Annotated in this window: 18 protein-coding genes and 1 pseudogene; 15 read left to right on the plus strand and 4 right to left on the minus strand. The window is 60.0% G+C overall.

Translation table 11 applies throughout. From position 1 onward, the window contains the following. Positions 1-136 precede the first annotated feature (136 nt). Positions 137-5,239, plus strand: coding sequence for a RecQ family ATP-dependent DNA helicase (locus tag J5286_RS03985; RefSeq protein WP_209189606.1), 5,103 nt, complete (start codon positions 137-139; stop codon positions 5,237-5,239). A gap of 204 nt (positions 5,240-5,443) precedes the next feature. Here the strand turns inward: J5286_RS03985 and J5286_RS03990 are convergent, their stop codons facing one another. Together J5286_RS03990 and J5286_RS03995 are read right to left on the minus strand one after the other, a co-directional pair. Next, positions 5,444-6,640: a tyrosine-type recombinase/integrase gene (locus J5286_RS03990; RefSeq protein ID WP_209189226.1), complete on the minus strand. Its 1,197-nt coding sequence runs from the start codon at positions 6,638-6,640 to the stop codon at positions 5,444-5,446. 3 nt (positions 6,641-6,643) lie between these two features. Then, on the minus strand, positions 6,644-7,465 hold the full coding sequence (locus tag J5286_RS03995) for an Arc family DNA-binding protein (protein ID WP_209189227.1): 822 nt from the start codon (positions 7,463-7,465) through the stop codon (positions 6,644-6,646). 134 nt (positions 7,466-7,599) lie between these two features. Here J5286_RS03995 and J5286_RS04000 point away from each other — a divergent pair, with 134 nt between their 5' ends. The 10 genes and pseudogenes from J5286_RS04000 (at position 7,600) to J5286_RS04045 (ending at position 15,118) form a co-directional block, all read left to right on the plus strand. Further along, complete coding sequence (locus J5286_RS04000) at positions 7,600-7,788, plus strand: MerR family transcriptional regulator (protein ID WP_209189228.1); 189 nt, start codon at positions 7,600-7,602, stop codon at positions 7,786-7,788. Between the two features lie 164 nt (positions 7,789-7,952). Continuing rightward, on the plus strand, positions 7,953-8,243 hold the full coding sequence (locus J5286_RS04005) for a winged helix domain-containing protein (protein WP_209189229.1): 291 nt from the start codon (positions 7,953-7,955) through the stop codon (positions 8,241-8,243). 181 nt (positions 8,244-8,424) lie between these two features. Beyond that, on the plus strand, positions 8,425-9,282 hold the full coding sequence (locus J5286_RS04010) for a thyroid transcription factor 1-associated protein 26 (protein ID WP_209189230.1): 858 nt from the start codon (positions 8,425-8,427) through the stop codon (positions 9,280-9,282). Between the two features lie 17 nt (positions 9,283-9,299). Further along, positions 9,300-9,611: a DUF6074 family protein gene (locus J5286_RS04015; RefSeq protein ID WP_209189231.1), complete on the plus strand. Its 312-nt coding sequence runs from the start codon at positions 9,300-9,302 to the stop codon at positions 9,609-9,611. A gap of 38 nt (positions 9,612-9,649) precedes the next feature. After that, positions 9,650-9,835: pseudogene (locus tag J5286_RS04020) on the plus strand (ClpX C4-type zinc finger protein); the annotation flags it as partial. Between the two features lie 26 nt (positions 9,836-9,861). Beyond that, on the plus strand, positions 9,862-10,200 hold the full coding sequence (locus J5286_RS04025; protein ID WP_245205335.1) for a hypothetical protein: 339 nt from the start codon (positions 9,862-9,864) through the stop codon (positions 10,198-10,200). Between the two features lie 53 nt (positions 10,201-10,253). Next, a complete protein-coding gene (locus J5286_RS04030) occupies positions 10,254-10,694 on the plus strand; it encodes a hypothetical protein (RefSeq protein ID WP_209189232.1) in 441 nt (146 codons plus the stop codon). An 88-nt stretch (positions 10,695-10,782) separates the two neighbouring features. Further along, a complete protein-coding gene (locus J5286_RS04035) occupies positions 10,783-11,013 on the plus strand; it encodes a hypothetical protein (RefSeq protein WP_209189233.1) in 231 nt (76 codons plus the stop codon). Then, positions 11,013-13,112: a phage tail tip lysozyme gene (locus tag J5286_RS04040; protein ID WP_209189234.1), complete on the plus strand. Its 2,100-nt coding sequence runs from the start codon at positions 11,013-11,015 to the stop codon at positions 13,110-13,112. Before J5286_RS04035 ends, J5286_RS04040 begins: the two co-directional genes overlap by 1 nt. Next, entirely contained in the window at positions 13,112-15,118 is a 2,007-nt protein-coding gene (locus tag J5286_RS04045; RefSeq protein WP_209189235.1) for a hypothetical protein, read from the plus strand. The genes J5286_RS04040 and J5286_RS04045 overlap by 1 nt, the downstream gene beginning before the upstream one ends. On the opposite strand, the gene J5286_RS04050 is transcribed toward J5286_RS04045, so the two are convergent. Then, a complete protein-coding gene (locus tag J5286_RS04050; protein WP_209189236.1) occupies positions 15,097-15,303 on the minus strand; it encodes a hypothetical protein in 207 nt (68 codons plus the stop codon). The two genes, J5286_RS04045 and J5286_RS04050, sit on opposite strands and share 22 nt — an antisense overlap. 49 nt (positions 15,304-15,352) lie before the next feature. Continuing rightward, entirely contained in the window at positions 15,353-15,805 is a 453-nt protein-coding gene (locus J5286_RS04055; protein WP_209189237.1) for a DUF2441 domain-containing protein, read from the minus strand. Between the two features lie 69 nt (positions 15,806-15,874). Here J5286_RS04055 and J5286_RS04060 point away from each other — a divergent pair, with 69 nt between their 5' ends. The 4 genes from J5286_RS04060 to J5286_RS04075 all read left to right on the plus strand — a co-directional run bounded on the left by J5286_RS04060 (position 15,875) and on the right by J5286_RS04075 (position 18,229). Continuing rightward, positions 15,875-16,258: a hypothetical protein gene (locus J5286_RS04060; RefSeq protein ID WP_209189238.1), complete on the plus strand. Its 384-nt coding sequence runs from the start codon at positions 15,875-15,877 to the stop codon at positions 16,256-16,258. 11 nt (positions 16,259-16,269) lie between these two features. After that, entirely contained in the window at positions 16,270-16,767 is a 498-nt protein-coding gene (locus J5286_RS04065) for a terminase small subunit (RefSeq protein WP_209189239.1), read from the plus strand. A gap of 66 nt (positions 16,768-16,833) precedes the next feature. Continuing rightward, on the plus strand, positions 16,834-17,244 hold the full coding sequence (locus J5286_RS04070) for a hypothetical protein (protein WP_209189240.1): 411 nt from the start codon (positions 16,834-16,836) through the stop codon (positions 17,242-17,244). Then, positions 17,237-18,229, plus strand: coding sequence for a hypothetical protein (locus J5286_RS04075; RefSeq protein ID WP_209189241.1), 993 nt, complete (start codon positions 17,237-17,239; stop codon positions 18,227-18,229). The genes J5286_RS04070 and J5286_RS04075 overlap by 8 nt, the downstream gene beginning before the upstream one ends. The last annotated feature ends 117 nt before the right edge of the window (positions 18,230-18,346 follow it).

Here is an 18,346-nt window from a genome sequence, read left to right on the forward strand (position 1 = left end):
TGGTTACCGGCTACATGAGTTCGATAGGCGGCCATCGGGCCAACTTCTTGTGCGACACAACTTAAACGTTGACCTTTCGCCAAATGCACGACCATGATCGCCAATCGCTTCATCACGTGAATAAACCCTGTTGTATATGGCTGAGCCTTTCCAACCGTTTCTGCAACGTTGCCTTTCCATCGACCTGGAAGTGGATCCTGTAACTGCCAGCATCTTCGCCTTTGCCGCGGTGCGCGATGACACTCGTCCCCCGATCCTGGCAAGGAAACGCGATCTCGGGGCCGCACTCGGCCGCCTGGAATCAGAAGCGACCGAAGGGGTGCACCTGCTCGGGCACAACATACTTCGCCATGACCTGCCTCACTTGTTCGCGGTGCGGCCCGGACTTGCGAGTATTCTTCGGTCGCCGATAGACACTCTATGGCTTAATCCCCTCGCATTTCCGCGCAATCCCTACCACCATCTCGTCAAGCACTATCATGACGGGCGCCTGCAGGCGGGCCATGTCAACGACCCGGAACTGGATGCGCGACTGGTGTTTCAGGTGCTGCGCAATCAACTGGCGGCTTTGACCCAGCAGAACGCCGATCAACCCGATGCCGTCGCGGCCTTTCATTTCCTTACCACGAGAATGGAGAACCACGACGGCTTCGATGCTGTTTTCCGGGAGGTTCGCGGCGCTCCCGCGCCCGATACCCTTTTGGCAAGAGAAGCGATCTCCCGGCTTTTGGCTGGGCGCGCTTGCGAGAGGCGGATCGAACAGACGCTGAACCGCCTTTCGAACCCGCAACTTGGTTGGTCGATGGCCTACGCGTTGTCTTGGATCCTGGTTGCCGGCGGCGATTCCGTCATGCCGCCTTGGGTACGTGCGCAGTTCCGCGAGGCTGCAATGATCGTGCGCCACTTGCGCGACACCAATTGCAATAGCCCGGATTGCGCCTGGTGCAGCGAGAAGAACGACCCGGTCCGCGCTTTGTCGCGCTGGTTTGGGTTCGATGCCTTCCGCGCTGAGCCGGTGGATGATATGGGCCGCCCCCTGCAGGAGCGGATCGTCGATGAGGCGATGCGCGGGGCGAGCGTCCTCGGCATTTTGCCGACAGGCACGGGCAAATCGGTCTGCTATCAGATCCCCGCTTTGTCGAAGTTCGACAAGACTGGAGCACTGACGGTGGCGATCTCGCCGCTGGTCGCGCTGATGGGCGATCAGGTTCAGGGCATGGAGCGGGCAGGGATATCCTCCGCCGTGACCGTCAATGGAATGCTCTCGATGCCCGAGCGGCAGGATGCGCTGGACCGCGTGCGAATGGGAGAGGCGGCAATGCTGCTCATTTCGCCCGAGCAATTGCGCAGCAACTCGGTCCGATCGGTTCTGGCACAGCGTGAGATCGGGCTCTGGGTACTGGACGAAGCGCATTGCGTTTCGAAATGGGGCCACGACTTCCGGCCCGACTACCGCTATGTCAGCCGTTTCATCAAGGAATCCGCGGGCGATGAAGCGCCTGCGCAGGTGCTCTGCTTGACCGCCACCGCCAAGCCCGAAGTGGTGCGTGACATCCGGGAGCATTTCAAGGCACGACTTGGAAGCGAGCTTTTGTTGCTAGACGGTGGCGCAGTGCGCACCAATCTCAGCTTCGAGGTTCGGTCGACTCAGCGCGGCACCAAGCTCGCTGACATCCTTGATGTGATCGAGACCAAGTTGCCGCAGGATGGCGCCTCCGGTGCCGTAATCTATTGCGCCACACGCAGCGAGACACAGCGAGTGGCCCAGTTCCTCAAGCAGCAGGGGCTGTCGGCGGAACGGTTCCACGCTGGTCTGACGTCCGAGGAGAAGCGCGACATTCAGGAGCGATTTCGTATCGGCGACCTCGGGATTATCGCTGCGACCAATGCTTTCGGCATGGGGATCGACAAGCCTGATATCCGACTGGTGGTCCACGGCGATATTCCCGGATCATTGGAGGACTATCTGCAGGAGGCCGGGCGAGCCGGCCGCGACCGCGCCCATGCCAATTGCGTGCTGCTCTTCGCTGAGGAGGACGTCGAGCGCCAGTTCTCGCTTTCGGCTCGCTCGCGTCTGGCCCGGCATGAAATCGGCGCCATCCTCAAGGCTCTGCGGCGGCTTGACGAGCGTATGAAAAAGACCGGCACGGTTGTGGCCACCTCGGGCGAAGTCGTGCGGGCGGAACGCGATCAGGAGTTCGAGCGCGACATCAACACCGACGACACCAGGGTGAAGACCGCGGTGTCCTGGCTGGAAGAGGCCACGCTGCTGAGTCGTGAGGAGAACAAGGTTCAGGTCTTTCCCTCGTCCCTCAGAATCCGCAACCTGGAGGAGGTCGAGGCCATCTTGGCCAGAGCCGCGATCACCGGCACCCGTCGCAAGCAGCTTCTGGATATAACGCGCCACTTGATGAACGCGCCGCCCGATAAGGGCATATCCACCGACGAACTCGCTGGGGTCAGCGGACTGACAGGGGGGATGCTGAACAAGGCGTTGGCCGATCTCGAGGCGCTCGGGATCGCTCGCAACGACGTCATTGTCACGATTTTTGTCCATGTTGTAGCCGATGGTCATTCGCAGCAACGCCTGGCGCAGGCAGCTAGACTTGAAACGGCGCTGATCGCCCTGATGCGTGAGGCGGCCCCCGATGCCGAAGATACCGAAGGCATTCCCCTGCACATGGCCGAGGCCTGTCAGGCGCTCCGCGATCAGGGGCATAGCGCAGTGCGCCCCTACATCGTGGAAAAGCTGCTCCGCAGCATGGGCCGCGACGGGCGCGATCAGGACGGCGGCAAGGGCAATCTTCGGCTGCGCAAGGCTTCACGCAACACACTACTGGTTACGCTGCAGCGGTCCTGGCAGGCGCTGGAGCAGACGGCAAACCTGCGGCAGCAGGGTGCGGAGTTGTTGCTACGGCACCTGCTGGGCAGGTTGCCAAAAGGCAGCCGCGGCAAGGACATCCAGGTTGAAACGACGATGGGTGATCTCCTTTCGACCCTGACGGGAGACGCGTTGCTGCGCGGCAGCGGTATTCAGGACATGACACGACTGATGGAGCGCGCACTTCTGTGGCTCCACGAGCAGGAGGTGCTGACGCTCGGCAAGGGGCTGACGATTTTCCGGCAGGCAATGACGGTGCATTTGAATCCCTCCGGCGGTCAGTTCACCGTGAAGGATTTTGCCCCCCTGGAGGAGCACTACGTCGAGCAGACGATCCAGACCCACGTGATGGCGGCCTATGCAGAAAGAGGCCTTGTTGCGATGGATCAGGCGCTTCGGCTGTCCGAGGATTACTTTGTCCTGGAGCGCGACGCCTTTCTGCGCCGCTGGATGCCAGGCAAGGGCGGTGAGATCAGGCGTCGCACCACCGGCAAATCCTGGAAGGCGATCGTTGAGGCTCTGAAGAATCCAGTTCAGCAAGAGATCGTCGCTGACGACCGCGAACAGACAAACGTGCTCGTCCTTGCTGGGCCAGGTTCGGGCAAGACGCGCGTTCTGGTGCACCGCATCGCCTATCTGATCCGTGTCCGCCGCGAGGACCCCCGCGGCATCCTGGTGCTGACCTACAACCGCCATGCTGCCGCCGAAATACGCATCCGGCTGAGACACCTGATCGGCGATGACGCGACCGCGGTGACCATATCCACTTGCCACGCCCTGGCGATGCGATTGGTGGGCGCGAGCTTCGCCGGAACCGCAAGCGAGACGTCCCACGATTTCGACGGGATCATTATGGAAGCGGTCCGCCAGTTGAACGGCGAAGGACTGAGCAAACCGGAAGCCGAGGCACAACGTGATACGCTGATTGAGGGCTATCGCTGGATCCTCGTGGACGAGTATCAGGACATCGGCCCCGAGGAATATGCGTTGATCTCCGCAGTCGCTGGCCGCTCGCTGGACGACAAGGAGCTTCGGCTCAGCCTGTTTGCGGTGGGTGACGACGATCAGAACATCTACGCCTTCGCCGGGGCATCCATTCGCTTCATCCGCCAGTTCGAGGCCGATTACAATGCACGACCCGTGTTCCTGATCGAAAACTATCGTTCGACGGGGCATATCATTGCAGCCGCCAACGCAGTCATTGCGCCAGCCGCGACTCGCATGAAGGCCGGTCACGACATTGCCATCGATCGCAAGCGCAGCAAGGGGCCGCCGGGTGGAGAGATGGCGGCGCTCGATCCGGTGGCACATGGGCGTGTGCAAGTGTTGGACTGCCCATCCGGCGATGTGGCTCAGGCGATGACCGCTGTCGATGAACTCGTCCGACTATCCCGCCTTGATCCGGAGTGGAACTGGTCGCGTGCGGCGGTTATCGCGCGCGACTGGCGGCGCTTGGCTCCGGTGCGCGCTTATGCCGAAACGCTTGGTATTCCGGTCGAAATGGCGAATGAGAGCCTGCCCAGCATCTGGCGTCTGCGCGAAATGCAGCAGTTCATCGACGTCCTGCGTCGTGATGCGGCACGTTTGCTGAGCATCCGTGATCTGGTGGGCGTGCTCAATGCTATACCGTCAAACCGCTGGACGGACCTGATTGCCGAAGGCATCGCCGCACTGGCGAAAGAGCTTGCGAACAAGACAATGCCCGTGCCGGATCTCGTCGAGTGGTTCGCTGAATGGGCGTATGATGCGCGCAGCGATCAGCGGGCATTGCTGTTGTTGACGGCGCATCGATCGAAAGGCCTGGAGTTCGACGATGTCGTTATCCTGAATGGCGGTTGGGACAGGCCCTCCAAGGATGAGGATCCCGATGCGCCGCGCCGCCTCTTCTATGTCGCCATGACCAGAGCCCGACGTAGCCTTGCCATTATTGCGGAAAGACAGCATCCGTTCGTACCGCACGGCGAAGAGCATGTGCTGCGCCGGACCGCGCCGGCTATCTCCGATGCCGTCGACGTTCCGACTGCGCTGTATCAAGTGCCCAACCTCAAAACGGTGGATCTTTCATGGGCCGGGCGCCTCGGGCAGGGTCATCCCTCGCTTGCCGCAATCTCGGCGGCAAAGGTGGGCGATCCACTCCATATCGTCCGCGACGCTTCCAATTGGAAGATGCTGAATGCTCAAGGGCAAGCTCTCGGACGCATGGCCAAAAGCTGGTCACCTCCAGAAGGGCTGAGTTTCCTCCGAGGCGAGGTCGGCGCCATCGTGCGCTGGCGCAAGGCCGACAATCAGGAAGAGTTCCGGGTGCACCTTCAGCGAGACATCTGGGAGGCGGTGGTGCCGGAGCTAGTGTTCGGTTGATCGTCGCAAGCGGCGCAGGTCGTCAATAGATATCGCAATAATATCCGTAACGAATGGAAGATGAAAGAATTAAGAGAGATTTGGCTGGGGAACCTGGACTCGAACCAAGATTAACGGAGTCAGAGTGTTCTAATAATCGCTGTTTTCATTGAGCTTATTGGCGGTGTGTTGCGTCCATGTTGCGGACCAAAATCCCGAGGCTAGCTAAACCGCGAACAGGGCGCGCTCGGCTGCAGCCATTTCAGCCCCTTCATCAGCGCTCGGAAACAGGTGCCCGTAGGTGTCAAACGTAACCTGAATGGAGCTGTGTCCCATGCGCATCTGAACTGCCTTCGCGGTGAGCTCAAGCCCGCCGTCTGCCTTCCTGTTGATGCACCAGCTCGCGTACCAGTGGCGCAGCGCGTGAAAGCCGGTGTACTTGGGCTGGATAACGGCTTCCCCGTCCTTGTCCGTCTTCCCCGTATCGACTGACAGCCCAGCCGCTATCTCTGTAGCCCAGAGCCCGCGGTGAAGCATGTTCTGGTGAAACTCGATGTTGCCCGCCTGGTTGGGGAATACGAGACCGGCATCACTGGCAGGGCAGGCTAGCTTCCATTCCTTCAGCGTGTTGATGACCATCGGCGGCAAAGGGACCGTCCGCTGTCCAGCCTCTGACTTTGGCATGCCCACCTCGCCGTATCGGTCGGCCCGCTGCCGAACGTGAAGCAAACCCTTTTTCAGGTCCACATCCTCCCAGCGCAAGCCGCGTGCCTCGCTCGAGCGGATCCCGGTAAAAGTCATCGTCACGAGCAGCGGGCGATATCTGCCCTCTGCAGCGTCGAGGATCGACTTGACCTCGGCATTGGTGGGGATATCGACGCCGATGCGCAGTTTCGCCTTGGCGCGGCGCTCAGAGGCTTTGGTGCCTGATCTGGCCTTGGATAGCTCGTGCACAGCGTTTCGCACTACAAGGCCTCGTCCTTGCGCGTCAGCGAGGATGCTGCCAAGGCTCACGGTCACCCGTTTGACCATTGCGGCCGATCGGCCATTCTCTCTCAGATCATCTTGGAATGAGCGCACCCACGGCGCCGTGACCTTTGTGAGCTTCACGGAGCCGGCGAGGGGAACGATATGCAGCTCAAGATGCTGCCGGCGCTGATCCATGGATGTACGTTCGAGCCCTGCAGCATCGCCCGACTTCATCCAGAACTTTCCAGCTTCCTCAATCGTGACCGTGGCACTGTCCGCCACGTGCGTGCCCTCTCGCACCTCGACGGTGGCTGTTGCTGCGAACTGGTCTGCTTCCTTCTTCTTGGCGAAGGTCTTCAGTCGGCGCTTGCCCGTGGTGTCCACGTAATCAACGACCCAGGCAGACTTCTCGACGCCCTTGGGTGTCGTCCATTCCCGTTTCCGTACTGACATGGCTTAATCCTTCAAGTCGTCGTCAAGATCCGGGCCGTGAATAAAGGGCAGATCTGACGGTTCTGCTTGCAGCTCCCGGAGACGCTCCCTCTCAAACCAGCTGAGTTTGGCTTCCTTATTCCATTTCGCCAGATCATTCGGCTCTATACCCGCGAGCAAGTCAGCGGCACCGCTGTTGTCGCCGTTCGTCAGCCGTCTTGTCAGTTCTGCAAGAAGCCTGCTCGGCAGCACATCGTTGAGCTTGAAGAGGTCATTCCTCGGATCTGGAAGCGGTTCTGCTAGTTTCTCAGTGGTGCCGACAAGTTCGAGCATTCGGTCCTCTTCCTCATCTAGGTCGTTGACTTGATGCTCATACTCTTCTTCAGCCAGATGCTCTTTGTATTGGGTCCACATAGTCTCGATCTCTGCGCGAGCTTTGTCACTCACCCCAACAACGCGCCCACCTATCACTCCCTCAACGGTGTCTCGCACGTCGATGATGAACTGATTGATCCGAGTGTCTGATGTGCCCCCCTGCAAGACCGCCAAGAGGGTGCCCAAATATTCCATTCTGTCGTCGACGTTCCATTGCTGTGGGTATTCACGCTCTAGCAGGCGCAGAACCTCGTCCGTAACTGTCCGGTTGTGCCGCTTTGCGTACACGGTGATCCGATCAATCAAGTCCTCTGGGAGCACAAGCGGCGATCGGAATGACTGTTCAAGGCGGTCGACTATTTCAGCATTCATGGAGCGTCCGGTGACCTCCGCCGCGGCCTTGAGTTTATCTCTCATTCCCTCTGGGAGGCGGATCATCGCCTGCTCCGAGCCCCGTTCAGTCTTAGCCATCACAACCTCGTTCCAAATATTCCTATAGCACTGTGCTAAATCCCGATTGACGTCAAGATCAGCACGGTGCTAAACATTTGTAACATTAGCACGGTGCTGATGCTGGTTAATGCCATTTGGCGAAAGGAACGACGATGCCGGAAGTCAATGAGAAGCTGAGCTTGGTCTGGGGAGCCGAGGAAATTGCCAAGCTGATTGGGCGCTCCAAGCGCGCAACTTTCTACATGCTCGACAGCGGCGAGCTTCCTGCCAAAAAGGTTGGAGGTCGCTGGGTGGCTGAGCGCAACCGCCTCATCAACTTCTTTTTGGAAGCTGCCGAGTGATTGGGCTCACCAAAATAGTGGCGGATAGTGAAAACCCGGCAGCGCTGGCGGGCGCTCACCGGGTCGATGTCATTTCCACAGATCAGGACACCCGAAAGATAGTCGCTCCTCCCGCGCCTGTCCACGTCGCTGTGTTCGATCGGTCCTACTGAAAGGGACGCAGCATGGCTTATCAGATCAAAGCAACGCATGAGCCGGGTGGAACCCCCGTTGTCGTGCGCGGGCGTGATGCCCAAACCCTTCGCCGCCTGATAGATGCAGGCGCTGCCGGTATCAGTTCGTTGATGGTTCATGCTCCTCGGCTGTCGGCATACATCTTCAAGCTCCGGAAAGCCGGTTTCTTGATCGAGACGCGGCATATCCCGCACGGTGGTCCTTTCCCGGGAAACCACGCGCATTATCGGTTGCTTTCGTTCCCTCACGTCATCGAGGACACAACAGGGGAGGCGCTCTGATGGTGCCAAACCCCGCACACGTAGACGAAGCCGTCACAGCTGCAGCTCAGTGGATCGCTGACCAGGAGCCCCGGCAGGATGTCATTCCCCAGATCAAGACCCGGTTCGGCCTGACCTCTCTTCAAGCCTCCGAGGCCTGCGCGCTTGCTAGCAAGATGCGCACCTATCGGAGGGCTCACGGATGAAGCAGGCCTCACGTGATCAGGTGGAAATAAAGCATCGATCTAGGCGTAAGGCGATGTCTTCCGGCCAAACGATGCTCGGCAACTGCATTCTAGGAACCGTCAACCGGCCGAGGACCTGGAAGTTGTCGCTCTCGCTTGTGCGTCTGCGCGAAATCGAGTTGGTGATAAAGGATCGGCATGGCGGGATCATTCCGGATCCCAATGGTACCGACGATGTGGACCTCTGCCTTGGCTACATCAGGGCAGTCGCTCATTCAGCGCCTGAGCAAGATCTGAAAGACTGGTGCGCGCGCTTCGCCCCTTGGGCCGTCGATCGGTGGCTCGAGGTAGGCAAGCCAATCCTCGAAGAGACGGTGAAACGCAAAAAGATGCTGTCGGCTGATGCGGTGGCGGCCCTGATGAATGTGACGTTGGCGGAGCGCACGACTTTGGGTCTGAAGACGATTGGCTCATGCGACGTGACCGCGAGCGAGCGAAAAGAAATCGCAAGAGAGCGCAAACGGGAGCTTGATCGAGCGCGCCAGGAACAAAAGCGATCAGCCGAAAAGCGGAAGGATCGTAAATCCTATGAGGCCCACTCTCTAGCAAAGCTCAAGCCTTGGGCCGCTGCCGGGATATCTCGTGCCACATGGTACCGCAAGCAGAATGAGACAGGTCTGTCGCCACTCCTATTAATAACAACTGGCGACACACTTGTCTCACAAGCAGATCTGCCGCCAACGCCGCCACGCATTCAAGTACGCCAGGCGCGCGCAGCGGGCATGGTCGGGGGTCTGGGGCATCATGCCCCGGCAGGGCTCCAAGGGGCAGAGCCCCATGGGATAGGCGACACCTTGAAGGACCGGGTGGCATGAAAGGAGAACAAACAGATATGTTCGACATCCTCGACCAACAGCTAGCGCGCGCCTCGTCGCCAGTCTCGGCCGTATACCACTTCCCTGTCGAGCGAGAGGTAGGTCTTATTCGCGAGACCGCCAGGATCCTGGAGAAGCGGACAGGATCAGCTGCAGACCGCTTTTGGCAGATGACGTGCCGGCGGCTCTACGCCCGATATCAGGTGAACGGGATGGCCGAGCTGCAGATTAAAGAAGCACTTGCGACCTTCACCTATGCGGTGCACGCCGAAATGGCCCGGGCAGCGTGGGACGAGTGGACCGGCGACAATCCACGAGGTGCGGCATGATGCCTGGCTCGCGGAGGATGCAGAAGCAGCTGATCGAGATGGAAGAAGCCCTCCGGCAATCTAACGCGAGAACGTCGGCGGCGGAGAAGGCGCTTGCCGACAAAAACCTGCTCTACTGCTCCTTCTGCTCGAAGGATCAGCACAGCGTTCGCAAGCTGATTGCGGGACGCGGGGTCTTTATCTGCAACGAGTGCGTTCTGCTGTGCGTCGAGATATGCATGGAAGCGAAGCCGCAATAAGGAACCGGATATTGCATCGATCGGCAGCCAAGCAAGCCAAGACCCTGTTTGAGGACGTAAAGCCTCAGGCTGACCCCGGCTTGTTTCCGATCCTGATGCGTCGTGACGATATCATCAACCTGAAGATGGCGGTACATCGAGCCAATCGGGATGAGAAAACCATCCGCAGTTGGTGCAAGGAGTTTGGGATCGGCAGGCAGTCCAAGCCTGGCGCTCCTCTGGAGATTTCAGCGCCAGCGCTGGAAATGGTCGTTCATGGTGATGTTGCGGCGCTAGAACTATTGCGCGAGGGCAAGCGTACCCACGCCCGAGTAAAACGGTATTTCGATCATCTTGGAGTTCCAATTTGAGATCGGCCACCGTAGGTTCCACTCAACCAATTGATCGCCGCGCAGAGTCCCTAATGTCAGACAGAGAGTTTCAGCTACAGAATTCGGCCCAGGCGATCGAGTACGGCCGCGAATGCGTAAAATCCTGCATCATCATCAATGGGGGCGCAGCGGTCGCTCTTGTTGCGCTGTTGTCAAGCACTGCTCAGTTTGATCGGCCGTTCTTCCTCTCGGCGCTTCTTGCATTTGCTGTTGGCACTGGACTGGGTGTGCTGTCTTGTGCGGGAGGTTACATCGCGCAGACGGTATTCGCGATGTCGAATGCTAGCGGGTCCAGCAAGACCTACAATTGGGCAATATTCATTTCCTTCGTCACCGCTGTGATTGTTATTTCATCAATCGGAGCCTTCGGTCTCGGCGTCTATTCCGCTGCCCAAGCCGTTCTTCATCCGCCCGAGGTCAGACCGGTGCTCCTGCAATTGATGGAGCCGTTGACGAATATTTTCCTGCCGTAAAGCGCGAACCACTACCGGACGCTTCCAATTTCAAAGCCTCGCTGTCCGTGGTCTTCTTCCTGTCGAAACTGAGATCAGGAGATGGCGGATGACCACTATCGCGAACAGACAACGTCGGGAAAAAGACCCGATCGTCAACCTCATGCTCAACGGCGGCCGGGTAACGGCGACCTTCCGTGAAGCGCTCTTCGACGCCACAGCCCGCGAGGGTCTCAGCGTCAACGAGTTCTGCCTGAAGGCCGCAGCCGAGAAGCTGAAAGCCTCCGGCCGTGAATTCTCCGGTGTCTTCCATCCTGGCGATTTTGCGGAGGTGCACTGATGGCCCAGATTGCTTCACTCAACGTTCCGATGGCCCCTATCCCGCAGCCTGATTTCTCATGGCTCGATAAGCTTAGTGATTCAATCGGTGGCGTCATTCAGAAAAAGGGCCGGGACAAGGCTCTCGCCCGCCTAGCCGACGAAGTGGGCCCCTCTGCCGGTCAGCCGCAGCCGCAGCAGTCTTTCCTCTCCGGTCTCATGGGCGGCAACAGACAGCAAGCCGCGGCCGCACCTATGACGGCACCCGTTGGCCCTGTCGATCGCGGTCCCGCGCAGGGCAGCACGTATCAGCCTTTCATCGACACGATCCGGACGAAGATCCAAAACCCTTACGCTTTGGCCGCTGTCGCAGCTACTGGCCGCGCTGAAAGCGGATGGAGCCCGCAGAAAGCTGCCTCGTCCTGGGCAGATCCTTCGCAGTCCGGTCAGGCTGGCACCTCTGGCGGCATCCTCTCTTGGCGTGCCGAGCGTCTTCAGAACCTGCGGAATTTCGCACGCAGCCGCGGCGAGGAGGGCAACGGCTCGCCTCAGACGCAGGCCGAATACTTCTTGAGCGAAGATCCGAGCCTGATCACCCGGCTCAATGCTGCGCAATCTCCAGAAGAGGCTGCCGATCTCATGGCAGGCGCTTGGCGGTTTGCAGGTTACGATCAGCCAGGAGGCGAAGCTGCTCGCCGACGTGCGATGACCACAAACTATTTCGCGCAGGATTTCAGGGACGCGGGCGGCGCTCCTCAAGCTCAGACGGCGGCACAAGCTGCAGCGAACCTGCCTTCACCGGTCAACCACGCCAACACCCAAGGCAACGGCACACAGGTGGCAAGCCTTGATCCTTCGATCGGCATTCCCTTGCCCGGCTGGGCTGGCCCGATGCGCGCCAATGATCCGGCCCGCCGGCTTGATGCAGCTCCTGACGCAGCGCCTTCCAGTGTGGCGACTGCCGGCGGCGACGTGCCGATTGCTGCCTCGCAGGTCAACACAGGTTCTCCGCTTCCTCGGCCTGCTCAGATGGCATCGAGCGCCGGCTCCATTCTCGCACCGGGAGTGACGCCCGTTCAGCGTGGTGGCGTTGATGTAAACCTCATCCAGCGCCTCCTGCGCGATCCACAGCTCAACGAGGTTGGTCTAGAACTCTGGAAGGCCAACGTTCAGGGTCAGAAGGCCTCGGAGCCCTGGCAGTTCATCACGCTGCCCGACGGCACCCTTGCGCGCGCCAATCAGCAGACCGGCGAAGTGATGTCGCTCGGCGGCTTTAGCAAGCCTCAGGATCCGCTTAAAGTCGGCCCTGATGATGTGCTGCTCGATCCGGTAACGCACCAGCCGATCTACAAGGGCTCGGGCGAGAAGCCGACCAACGATATCCGAGAGTACAACTACGCTCAAAGCCAAGGCTTCAAGGGCACGTTCGCTGACTGGCAGACCCAGAACAAGAAGGCGGGCGCGACCGTAATCAACACGGGCGACAACAGCAGCAAGTTTGCCGAGGAATCCGACAAGGCCGCGGCGAAGCGCCTCAATGATATCGTCGAGGCCGGCGCCGGCTCTCCACAGATGATGGAGGATCTGCAGACGCTGGCAAATCTCGGTAGGCAGATCGGCACCGGCAAGGGCGCGCAGGTCATGAACGCTCTCGGCCCTTATGCCGAGGCCTTGGGCTTCTCCGTCGAGGGTCTTGGCGAGTCCCAGGCCTATGACGCCATCGTCTCCCGCTTGGCTCCTGCTATGCGGCCTGCTGGCTCAGGCGCTACGTCTGACTTCGATGCTCGCCAGTTCCTGAAGAGCTTGCCCAGCCTTGGCAACTCGCCAGAGGGCAACGCGCTTATCGTCGACACCTTCCAGCGGGTCCAGGAAAACCGCATCAAGGCTGCCGACATCGCCTCTCGGGCATACCTGCCAAAGGATGCTGGCGGTATCACCTGGCAGGAAGCTGAAAAGCAGATCCGGGCACTTGCGAACCCGTACGCTCGGTTCAAGCAGTATGCCAATGGCAATCCGCAGCGTGGCAACCCGTCGCCTCAGACGCGCGCGCCTCGCGCTCGCAATCCTCAGACCGGAGAAACCCTCGAACTCCGCAACGGCAAATGGGAGCCCGTACGCTAATGGCCGACAACCTTCCCGCTCTTCCGCCCGGCTTCGTGCTCGACACCGGCGCAGCGCCCGCTCCCAAGCCCGCACAGGGCGAAACCGGCGAGCTCATGGGCCATGCCCCTGCAGGTGGTGACAGCACCCCGGAGCTGCCCCCAGGCTTCGAAATGGAGCCGGTGGGCCGCCACCTCAACTGGGAGGAAAGCCAGCGACTTCTCGATCGAGATGAACAGAGTGGTGCAAGCGGCGCATTCGGTGCCTTCACCTCTGGCGGCGTTGAAGGCTTCCCGATCGTCGGTCCTGCCATCATGGGCGGGATCAAGCGCGCTGCCGCCGGCTTGGGTTCGTTGATCAACGGCGACAGCTACGATTCGAACCTTGAGCGCGCCGATCAGATCGTGACGGATGCTCAAGAGCAGCACCCTGTTGCCCGCATCGCTGGCAACATCACCGGTGGCGTCGCTGCGATGGCCCCTGTTGCAAGCACTGCCTTGGGTGCTCGCGCACTTGGCGTCGCAGGAGAAACTTTGGCTGGGAGGTCTATTGCTGGCCTAGCCTCAGGTGGCGTTATCGGTGGCACTGATGCCGCTGTTCGCTCCGAGGGAGACTGGACAAAGATTGCCCAGGGCGCTGGCTTGGGTATGCTCTTCGGTGGCGCTGGTCCAGCGGTCGGATCGGCCATCGGTGCGGGAACTCGCGGCGTTCTCAACTGGGTTCGAAGCCGAGGCGACAGTGTAGGCCGCAACCTCGCCACGTCGCTCACGGCCGATGGCATTGATGCAGCATCCGCCAGGGCTAGATTGGCTGAGCTCGGTCCCGAAGGCATGCCGGCTGATCTAGGCCCGAATATGCAAGGCGACTTGAGCGCTATCGCTTCAATGCCCGGACGGGGTCAGACTGTCGCCCGTGCAGCTCTCGCAGAACGCGCGGCCGGAGCAGGCCAACGCATCCGGACAGATGCTGACGCTTCGCTTGGCCCGAGCGGCGACATCATTGCCGATCGAGCAGCATACGTGCAGGAGCGAGCCGACGCTGCCCGCCCGCTCTACCAGCAGGCTTACGCTGAGCCCTTTCAGCCTACGCAGACGATCCGAAATATCCTGCAGACCCCAGCCGGCCGGCAGGCGCTCAGAAACGCACAGCGCCTAGCCGAGAATGAACGGATGCCGATCAATCCTGATCAGCTCGACGTTCGGGGCCTCGATTTGGTGAAGCGCTCGCTGGATGATCAGATAGGAGTTGCTCAGCGTGCCGGACGCAACAACGAGGTGCGGATGTTGAGCACGATGAGGAACCACCTCATCAATGACGCGCCGGACTCGTACCGCGCGGCTCTGGATGCCTTTGCGGGGCCATCAGCGGTGATCGACGCACTGGATAACGGTCGTTCGGTATTTCAGCGCAGTGTTCACCCAGGTGAGGTTGCGGCCGAGATGAGGGCGCTTGGGCCAGGAGAACGAGATGCCTACCTCCACGGCGCTCGAGCCGGTCTCGATGAAATCATGATGAACGCTCGCAACGATGGTGGCGCCGCCCGGGCGATGTTCCAGAAGGACGCTAACCGCTTCAAGCTTCAGGCCCTTCTTGGCCGCGACGAAGCCGACCGTTTCCTGTCCGCGATCGAGCGGGAAGCAACCTTCGCTGACACTGGCCACGCGGTGACGGGCAACAGCGTTACGGCAGCCCGCACGGCGGCGCAGCAGCGCTGGGGCGGTCAGCGGGGAGACGGGAACGGCGTTGTGCGTGGCGTGCTCAACATGAACTTTGGTGACGCCCTAGCCTCGGCCGGCGGGAAGCTCAATCAGGTTCAGAACGAAGCGGCGATGGCAGCTCGCCGAGGTGCGGCAGCCGACATCCTGACCTCGCGAGGCCCTGATGCTGTCGATCAGCTGGAAAGGCTATCCTTCCTGCAGGCCCTGCAAGGCCAGAACGCTAGGATCGGCGCAGAAGCTGGTACAGCTGCCCAGATAGGCGCTCAGGCTGCCCCCACGCTCACGCGTCAGCTCTTGGAGCGGCGTTGAGCGTCTCGTTTGTCGACAAGGGTGATGGCGTACATGAGAACCATGCCAACACCGAACCCTGCGCCGAATCCGATGCCGAAGCCATCGGAGATGCCGTAGATCAGCCAGCGGCAGAGCAGCCAGAAGCAGACCATGCCGGCGCAGCAGATGACAACATAGGCAAGGCGGTAGACGATATCGGCCATGCCGGCACAATGCCTCAACCTGGAAAGGAAGTGAAGATGTCAGGTCGTATCAATCATGGCGTGCCAAGACCCGGACTGCACCACCAATCAGAACCTCTGGAGAGGCAGGTGAGGTCTCGGTCCAGTACGACTGAGCTCGCTGCATCGCCGGTTCAAAATAGCGACCACTGTGAGGCTCAATCGCGACCGAATAGTCACCGAGATGGATTGCCGGACTCGGATCTATGGTTTCGATTTCATAGATGAGATTGGTGGACGCGTGGGCGCTCCTATAAGTCTGCGCCTCAGCCAAAGTTCGGGCGGCGAACACGCAGTTGAGCCTGCTCGGTTTCTCTGGTGCGAACAGGCGTCTAGCCAGTTCGAATGCGACTTCGTTCAACGCCTGGACCTGAACTTGTCCGTTGCTCGTCTGCCACAGCTTGATGACCCGCCCCCAATTCCCGGGTTCGATAATGCTCCCAACTCTTAGGGGGATCGGCGCGCAGTGAAAGAATATTGCCATGGTCCTCACATCGTCTGGTCAACATGCGGAAAGTCCTGAGTCGAACGCCGCTTTTGGAAGGAGAATGAGATGCCCGAGAATCAACGTCCAGTCGTTCAGTTGATCGACACCAACACAGTCACCGGAATTTTTGAATATCTGTCCATCCAAGCGCAGATTGGCGACGAAGAGCAGCAGGACTTGGCTGCCAAGACGCTCGGCTACATCATCGAAGGCTTGCCCAGCGACGGCACAGTGACGTTCGACGATGCATTGACCATCCAAGCCTTGGCTATCTCTCTTGGGGTGGCGATCCGAGAATGCGCAGATGATCCGGTAAAGGTTCGCGGTCTCGTCGTGCATCTGCTTTCTGCTGTAAGCTCGGTCGCAACGGTGCTGGAGAATCTCACTGGCGCAAGGGTGAACGATCGACGCTTCTTCGAGCACCAGCCGGCAAACACCTCTGTGCAGTGAAGGGCAGGGCAATGGTTAAACACACCTCAGACCACCGGATGTCAGTCCTGGCTAACCCGAGGCACGAAGCATTCGCTCAAGCTGTGGCAAGCGGCAAAAGCGCGACTGAAGCCTACGCCGTGGCGGGGTTCAAACCGCACCAGCAGAACGCATCAAGGCTGATGTTAAATGATGTGGTCCGGGCTCGCGTGGCCGAGATACAGGCGCTAGGCGTCGAGAGGGCGCTTGTGAGCATAGAGAGCCTCACCGACGAGCTTGAGGTGGCACGAGTGCAGGCTATGGCCTCCGGGCGCTACGCCGCTGCTGTGAGCGCAATCCTCGGCAAGGCGAAGCTTCACAACCTCCTGAAGGCCGACAGCACCTCGCCTCAGTCAACGGGCCTATTCACTTTCGATGGATCGATGCTCGATGATCTGACCGATGATGAGATGGATCTGCTTGAACGGGTGGCGCTGCGCATTGGCCTCATGGTGCAGTCGGACCAGATGAAGCCGAGGAAAGTGCACTGACGCACTGGCTCAGCGCGTTCTCTTTTGGTAAACGTCTTTTCACAAGTCGTTCGCTGAGAGTGCACGATGCTTCAAGCTTCCAAGCCTGTTCTGTCTTCCTCCCTGCCTGCCATCCTGGCTGACTTCGGCCTTCGATCCCTTCCGACGAACCAGCGATGTGGCGCCAGCGATACTCACGCCGGCCGCACGCTCGACGGTCTGCTCGATCGCCATGGCGAAACTCACCTATCCGCCGTCCTGCGGTGTGTGCTCTCCTCGAAATCTCCAGACCTTGCCAGCGATACCTTCGGTGCAGTGTCCGACGTGCTGCTATTTCGCCCACAGATGCCCCAGGACGCGCTTGAGCAGGTATTCGCGACCATTGACCTGTCCGAGCAGAGAAAGCGCGCTGTGCGCCTTCGTCCTTGGCCTGTCCGGCAAACTCTCCGAGCCATGCTTGATTCCATCATCGAGAAAGGTGAGCCCTCCCATGTCTGAAGCCATCGTCCGAGCAATCTGCGAAGAGTTCGACGTGAAAATCATCAAGGCGAACGAGTTCCCCAAACCAGGAGAGACGCGCGCCATTGCTACCCTCCTCGCCATCCTGGAAAAGTACGGGGAAGGACACCTCCGGCTCGTCGTGTCGACCCTCATGGAGACGAAGGGCAATCAGGGGCTAATGACGGCGCCAATCCTCTGGGCAACTTCGGATCTCGTCGAGGCCTGCTCAGAATGGATCGAGAAGGACCTGAGCGACTGGTATCAGGCATGGGACAAGATCCCCCTCGGCTGGATCACCTGGCACTGCCAATCGCTTTACGGCATCGTGACTGTAAGGCAGGCGGCGGCCGGCGCCATGTACATGATGCTCCGGATCTACACCAAGAACAGCGCTGATCGGGAAGTGGATTTCAGCTTCCTCAGAAAGACCGGTGACGTTGAGGACAATCGCGTCCTAAGGCAGGTACCGGCTGAAACGGCTATCGAAGCCGGTAAGACGCTGCTGGCGGTCAAAGACACCCTCACGCCGCGGGAGTTCCGCGCATGGCTTCGAGAGACGGCCGGCATGACACGCCACGCTGCCGATCGGTACATGCGAAAGGCAGCCGAGGGAGAGGCGCCAGTCTGCACGAAGCGCACCGGCAGGGAGATGGCCGATATCGGCATGGAGTGCCTCAGGATGAGGGCGACGTTGCCCCAGGGCGAGTTCAAGCCATGGCTGCGCGAGCAGTGCTCAGTGGCGGTGACGACCGCCAACAGCTACATGCAGATAGCCCGGCTATGGGGAGACGACGAGCGCATGCTTGAGATGGTCCAAGCAACTGGCCTGCTTATCCTCGCGCAGAACAAAACCCCTGCATCTGTCCGAGAGAAGGTTGAGGCCTTGGTGGCAAAGGGTAGCTTTGTTACGCGGGAAAAGATCGAGGAACTGATGAAGCCAGCGAACACAAACCAGCATCCGCAGCTCGGGCTCGCGGCATAGGAGAGGCACATGACCATTCTTCGCTCGAACCGCAAATGTCTCCGCGAGTACCTGGTGAGCGCCGATGAAGCAGCCCGCTTCCTCAAGGTGACGGGCTTCCGCTTCCGCCAGCTCGTG

Origin of the sequence: Rhizobium sp. 16-488-2b, assembly GCF_017741815.1 — a bacterium.
Classification (GTDB): Bacteria; Pseudomonadota; Alphaproteobacteria; order Rhizobiales; family Rhizobiaceae; genus Rhizobium.

Excerpts from the sequence above, each read along its gene's own strand:
- J5286_RS04065 (WP_209189239.1), top strand. The coding sequence starts at position 16,270 with ATGGTTAAACACACCTCAGACCACCGGATGTCAGTCCTGGCTAACCCG.
- J5286_RS04005 (WP_209189229.1), top strand. The coding sequence starts at position 7,953 with ATGGCTTATCAGATCAAAGCAACGCATGAGCCGGGTGGAACCCCCGTT.
- J5286_RS04035 (WP_209189233.1), top strand. The coding sequence starts at position 10,783 with ATGACCACTATCGCGAACAGACAACGTCGGGAAAAAGACCCGATCGTC.
- J5286_RS04055 (WP_209189237.1), bottom strand. The coding sequence starts at position 15,805 with ATGGCAATATTCTTTCACTGCGCGCCGATCCCCCTAAGAGTTGGGAGC.
- J5286_RS04045 (WP_209189235.1), top strand. The coding sequence starts at position 13,112 with ATGGCCGACAACCTTCCCGCTCTTCCGCCCGGCTTCGTGCTCGACACC.
- J5286_RS03995 (WP_209189227.1), bottom strand. The coding sequence starts at position 7,465 with ATGGCTAAGACTGAACGGGGCTCGGAGCAGGCGATGATCCGCCTCCCA.
- J5286_RS03990 (WP_209189226.1), bottom strand. The coding sequence starts at position 6,640 with ATGTCAGTACGGAAACGGGAATGGACGACACCCAAGGGCGTCGAGAAG.
- J5286_RS04060 (WP_209189238.1), top strand. The coding sequence starts at position 15,875 with ATGCCCGAGAATCAACGTCCAGTCGTTCAGTTGATCGACACCAACACA.
- J5286_RS04030 (WP_209189232.1), top strand. The coding sequence starts at position 10,254 with ATGTCAGACAGAGAGTTTCAGCTACAGAATTCGGCCCAGGCGATCGAG.
- J5286_RS04075 (WP_209189241.1), top strand. The coding sequence starts at position 17,237 with ATGTCTGAAGCCATCGTCCGAGCAATCTGCGAAGAGTTCGACGTGAAA.
- J5286_RS04050 (WP_209189236.1), bottom strand. The coding sequence starts at position 15,303 with ATGGCCGATATCGTCTACCGCCTTGCCTATGTTGTCATCTGCTGCGCC.
- J5286_RS04010 (WP_209189230.1), top strand. The coding sequence starts at position 8,425 with ATGAAGCAGGCCTCACGTGATCAGGTGGAAATAAAGCATCGATCTAGG.
- J5286_RS03985 (WP_209189606.1), top strand. The coding sequence starts at position 137 with ATGGCTGAGCCTTTCCAACCGTTTCTGCAACGTTGCCTTTCCATCGAC.
- J5286_RS04040 (WP_209189234.1), top strand. The coding sequence starts at position 11,013 with ATGGCCCAGATTGCTTCACTCAACGTTCCGATGGCCCCTATCCCGCAG.
- J5286_RS04015 (WP_209189231.1), top strand. The coding sequence starts at position 9,300 with ATGTTCGACATCCTCGACCAACAGCTAGCGCGCGCCTCGTCGCCAGTC.
- J5286_RS04070 (WP_209189240.1), top strand. The coding sequence starts at position 16,834 with ATGCTTCAAGCTTCCAAGCCTGTTCTGTCTTCCTCCCTGCCTGCCATC.
- J5286_RS04000 (WP_209189228.1), top strand. The coding sequence starts at position 7,600 with ATGCCGGAAGTCAATGAGAAGCTGAGCTTGGTCTGGGGAGCCGAGGAA.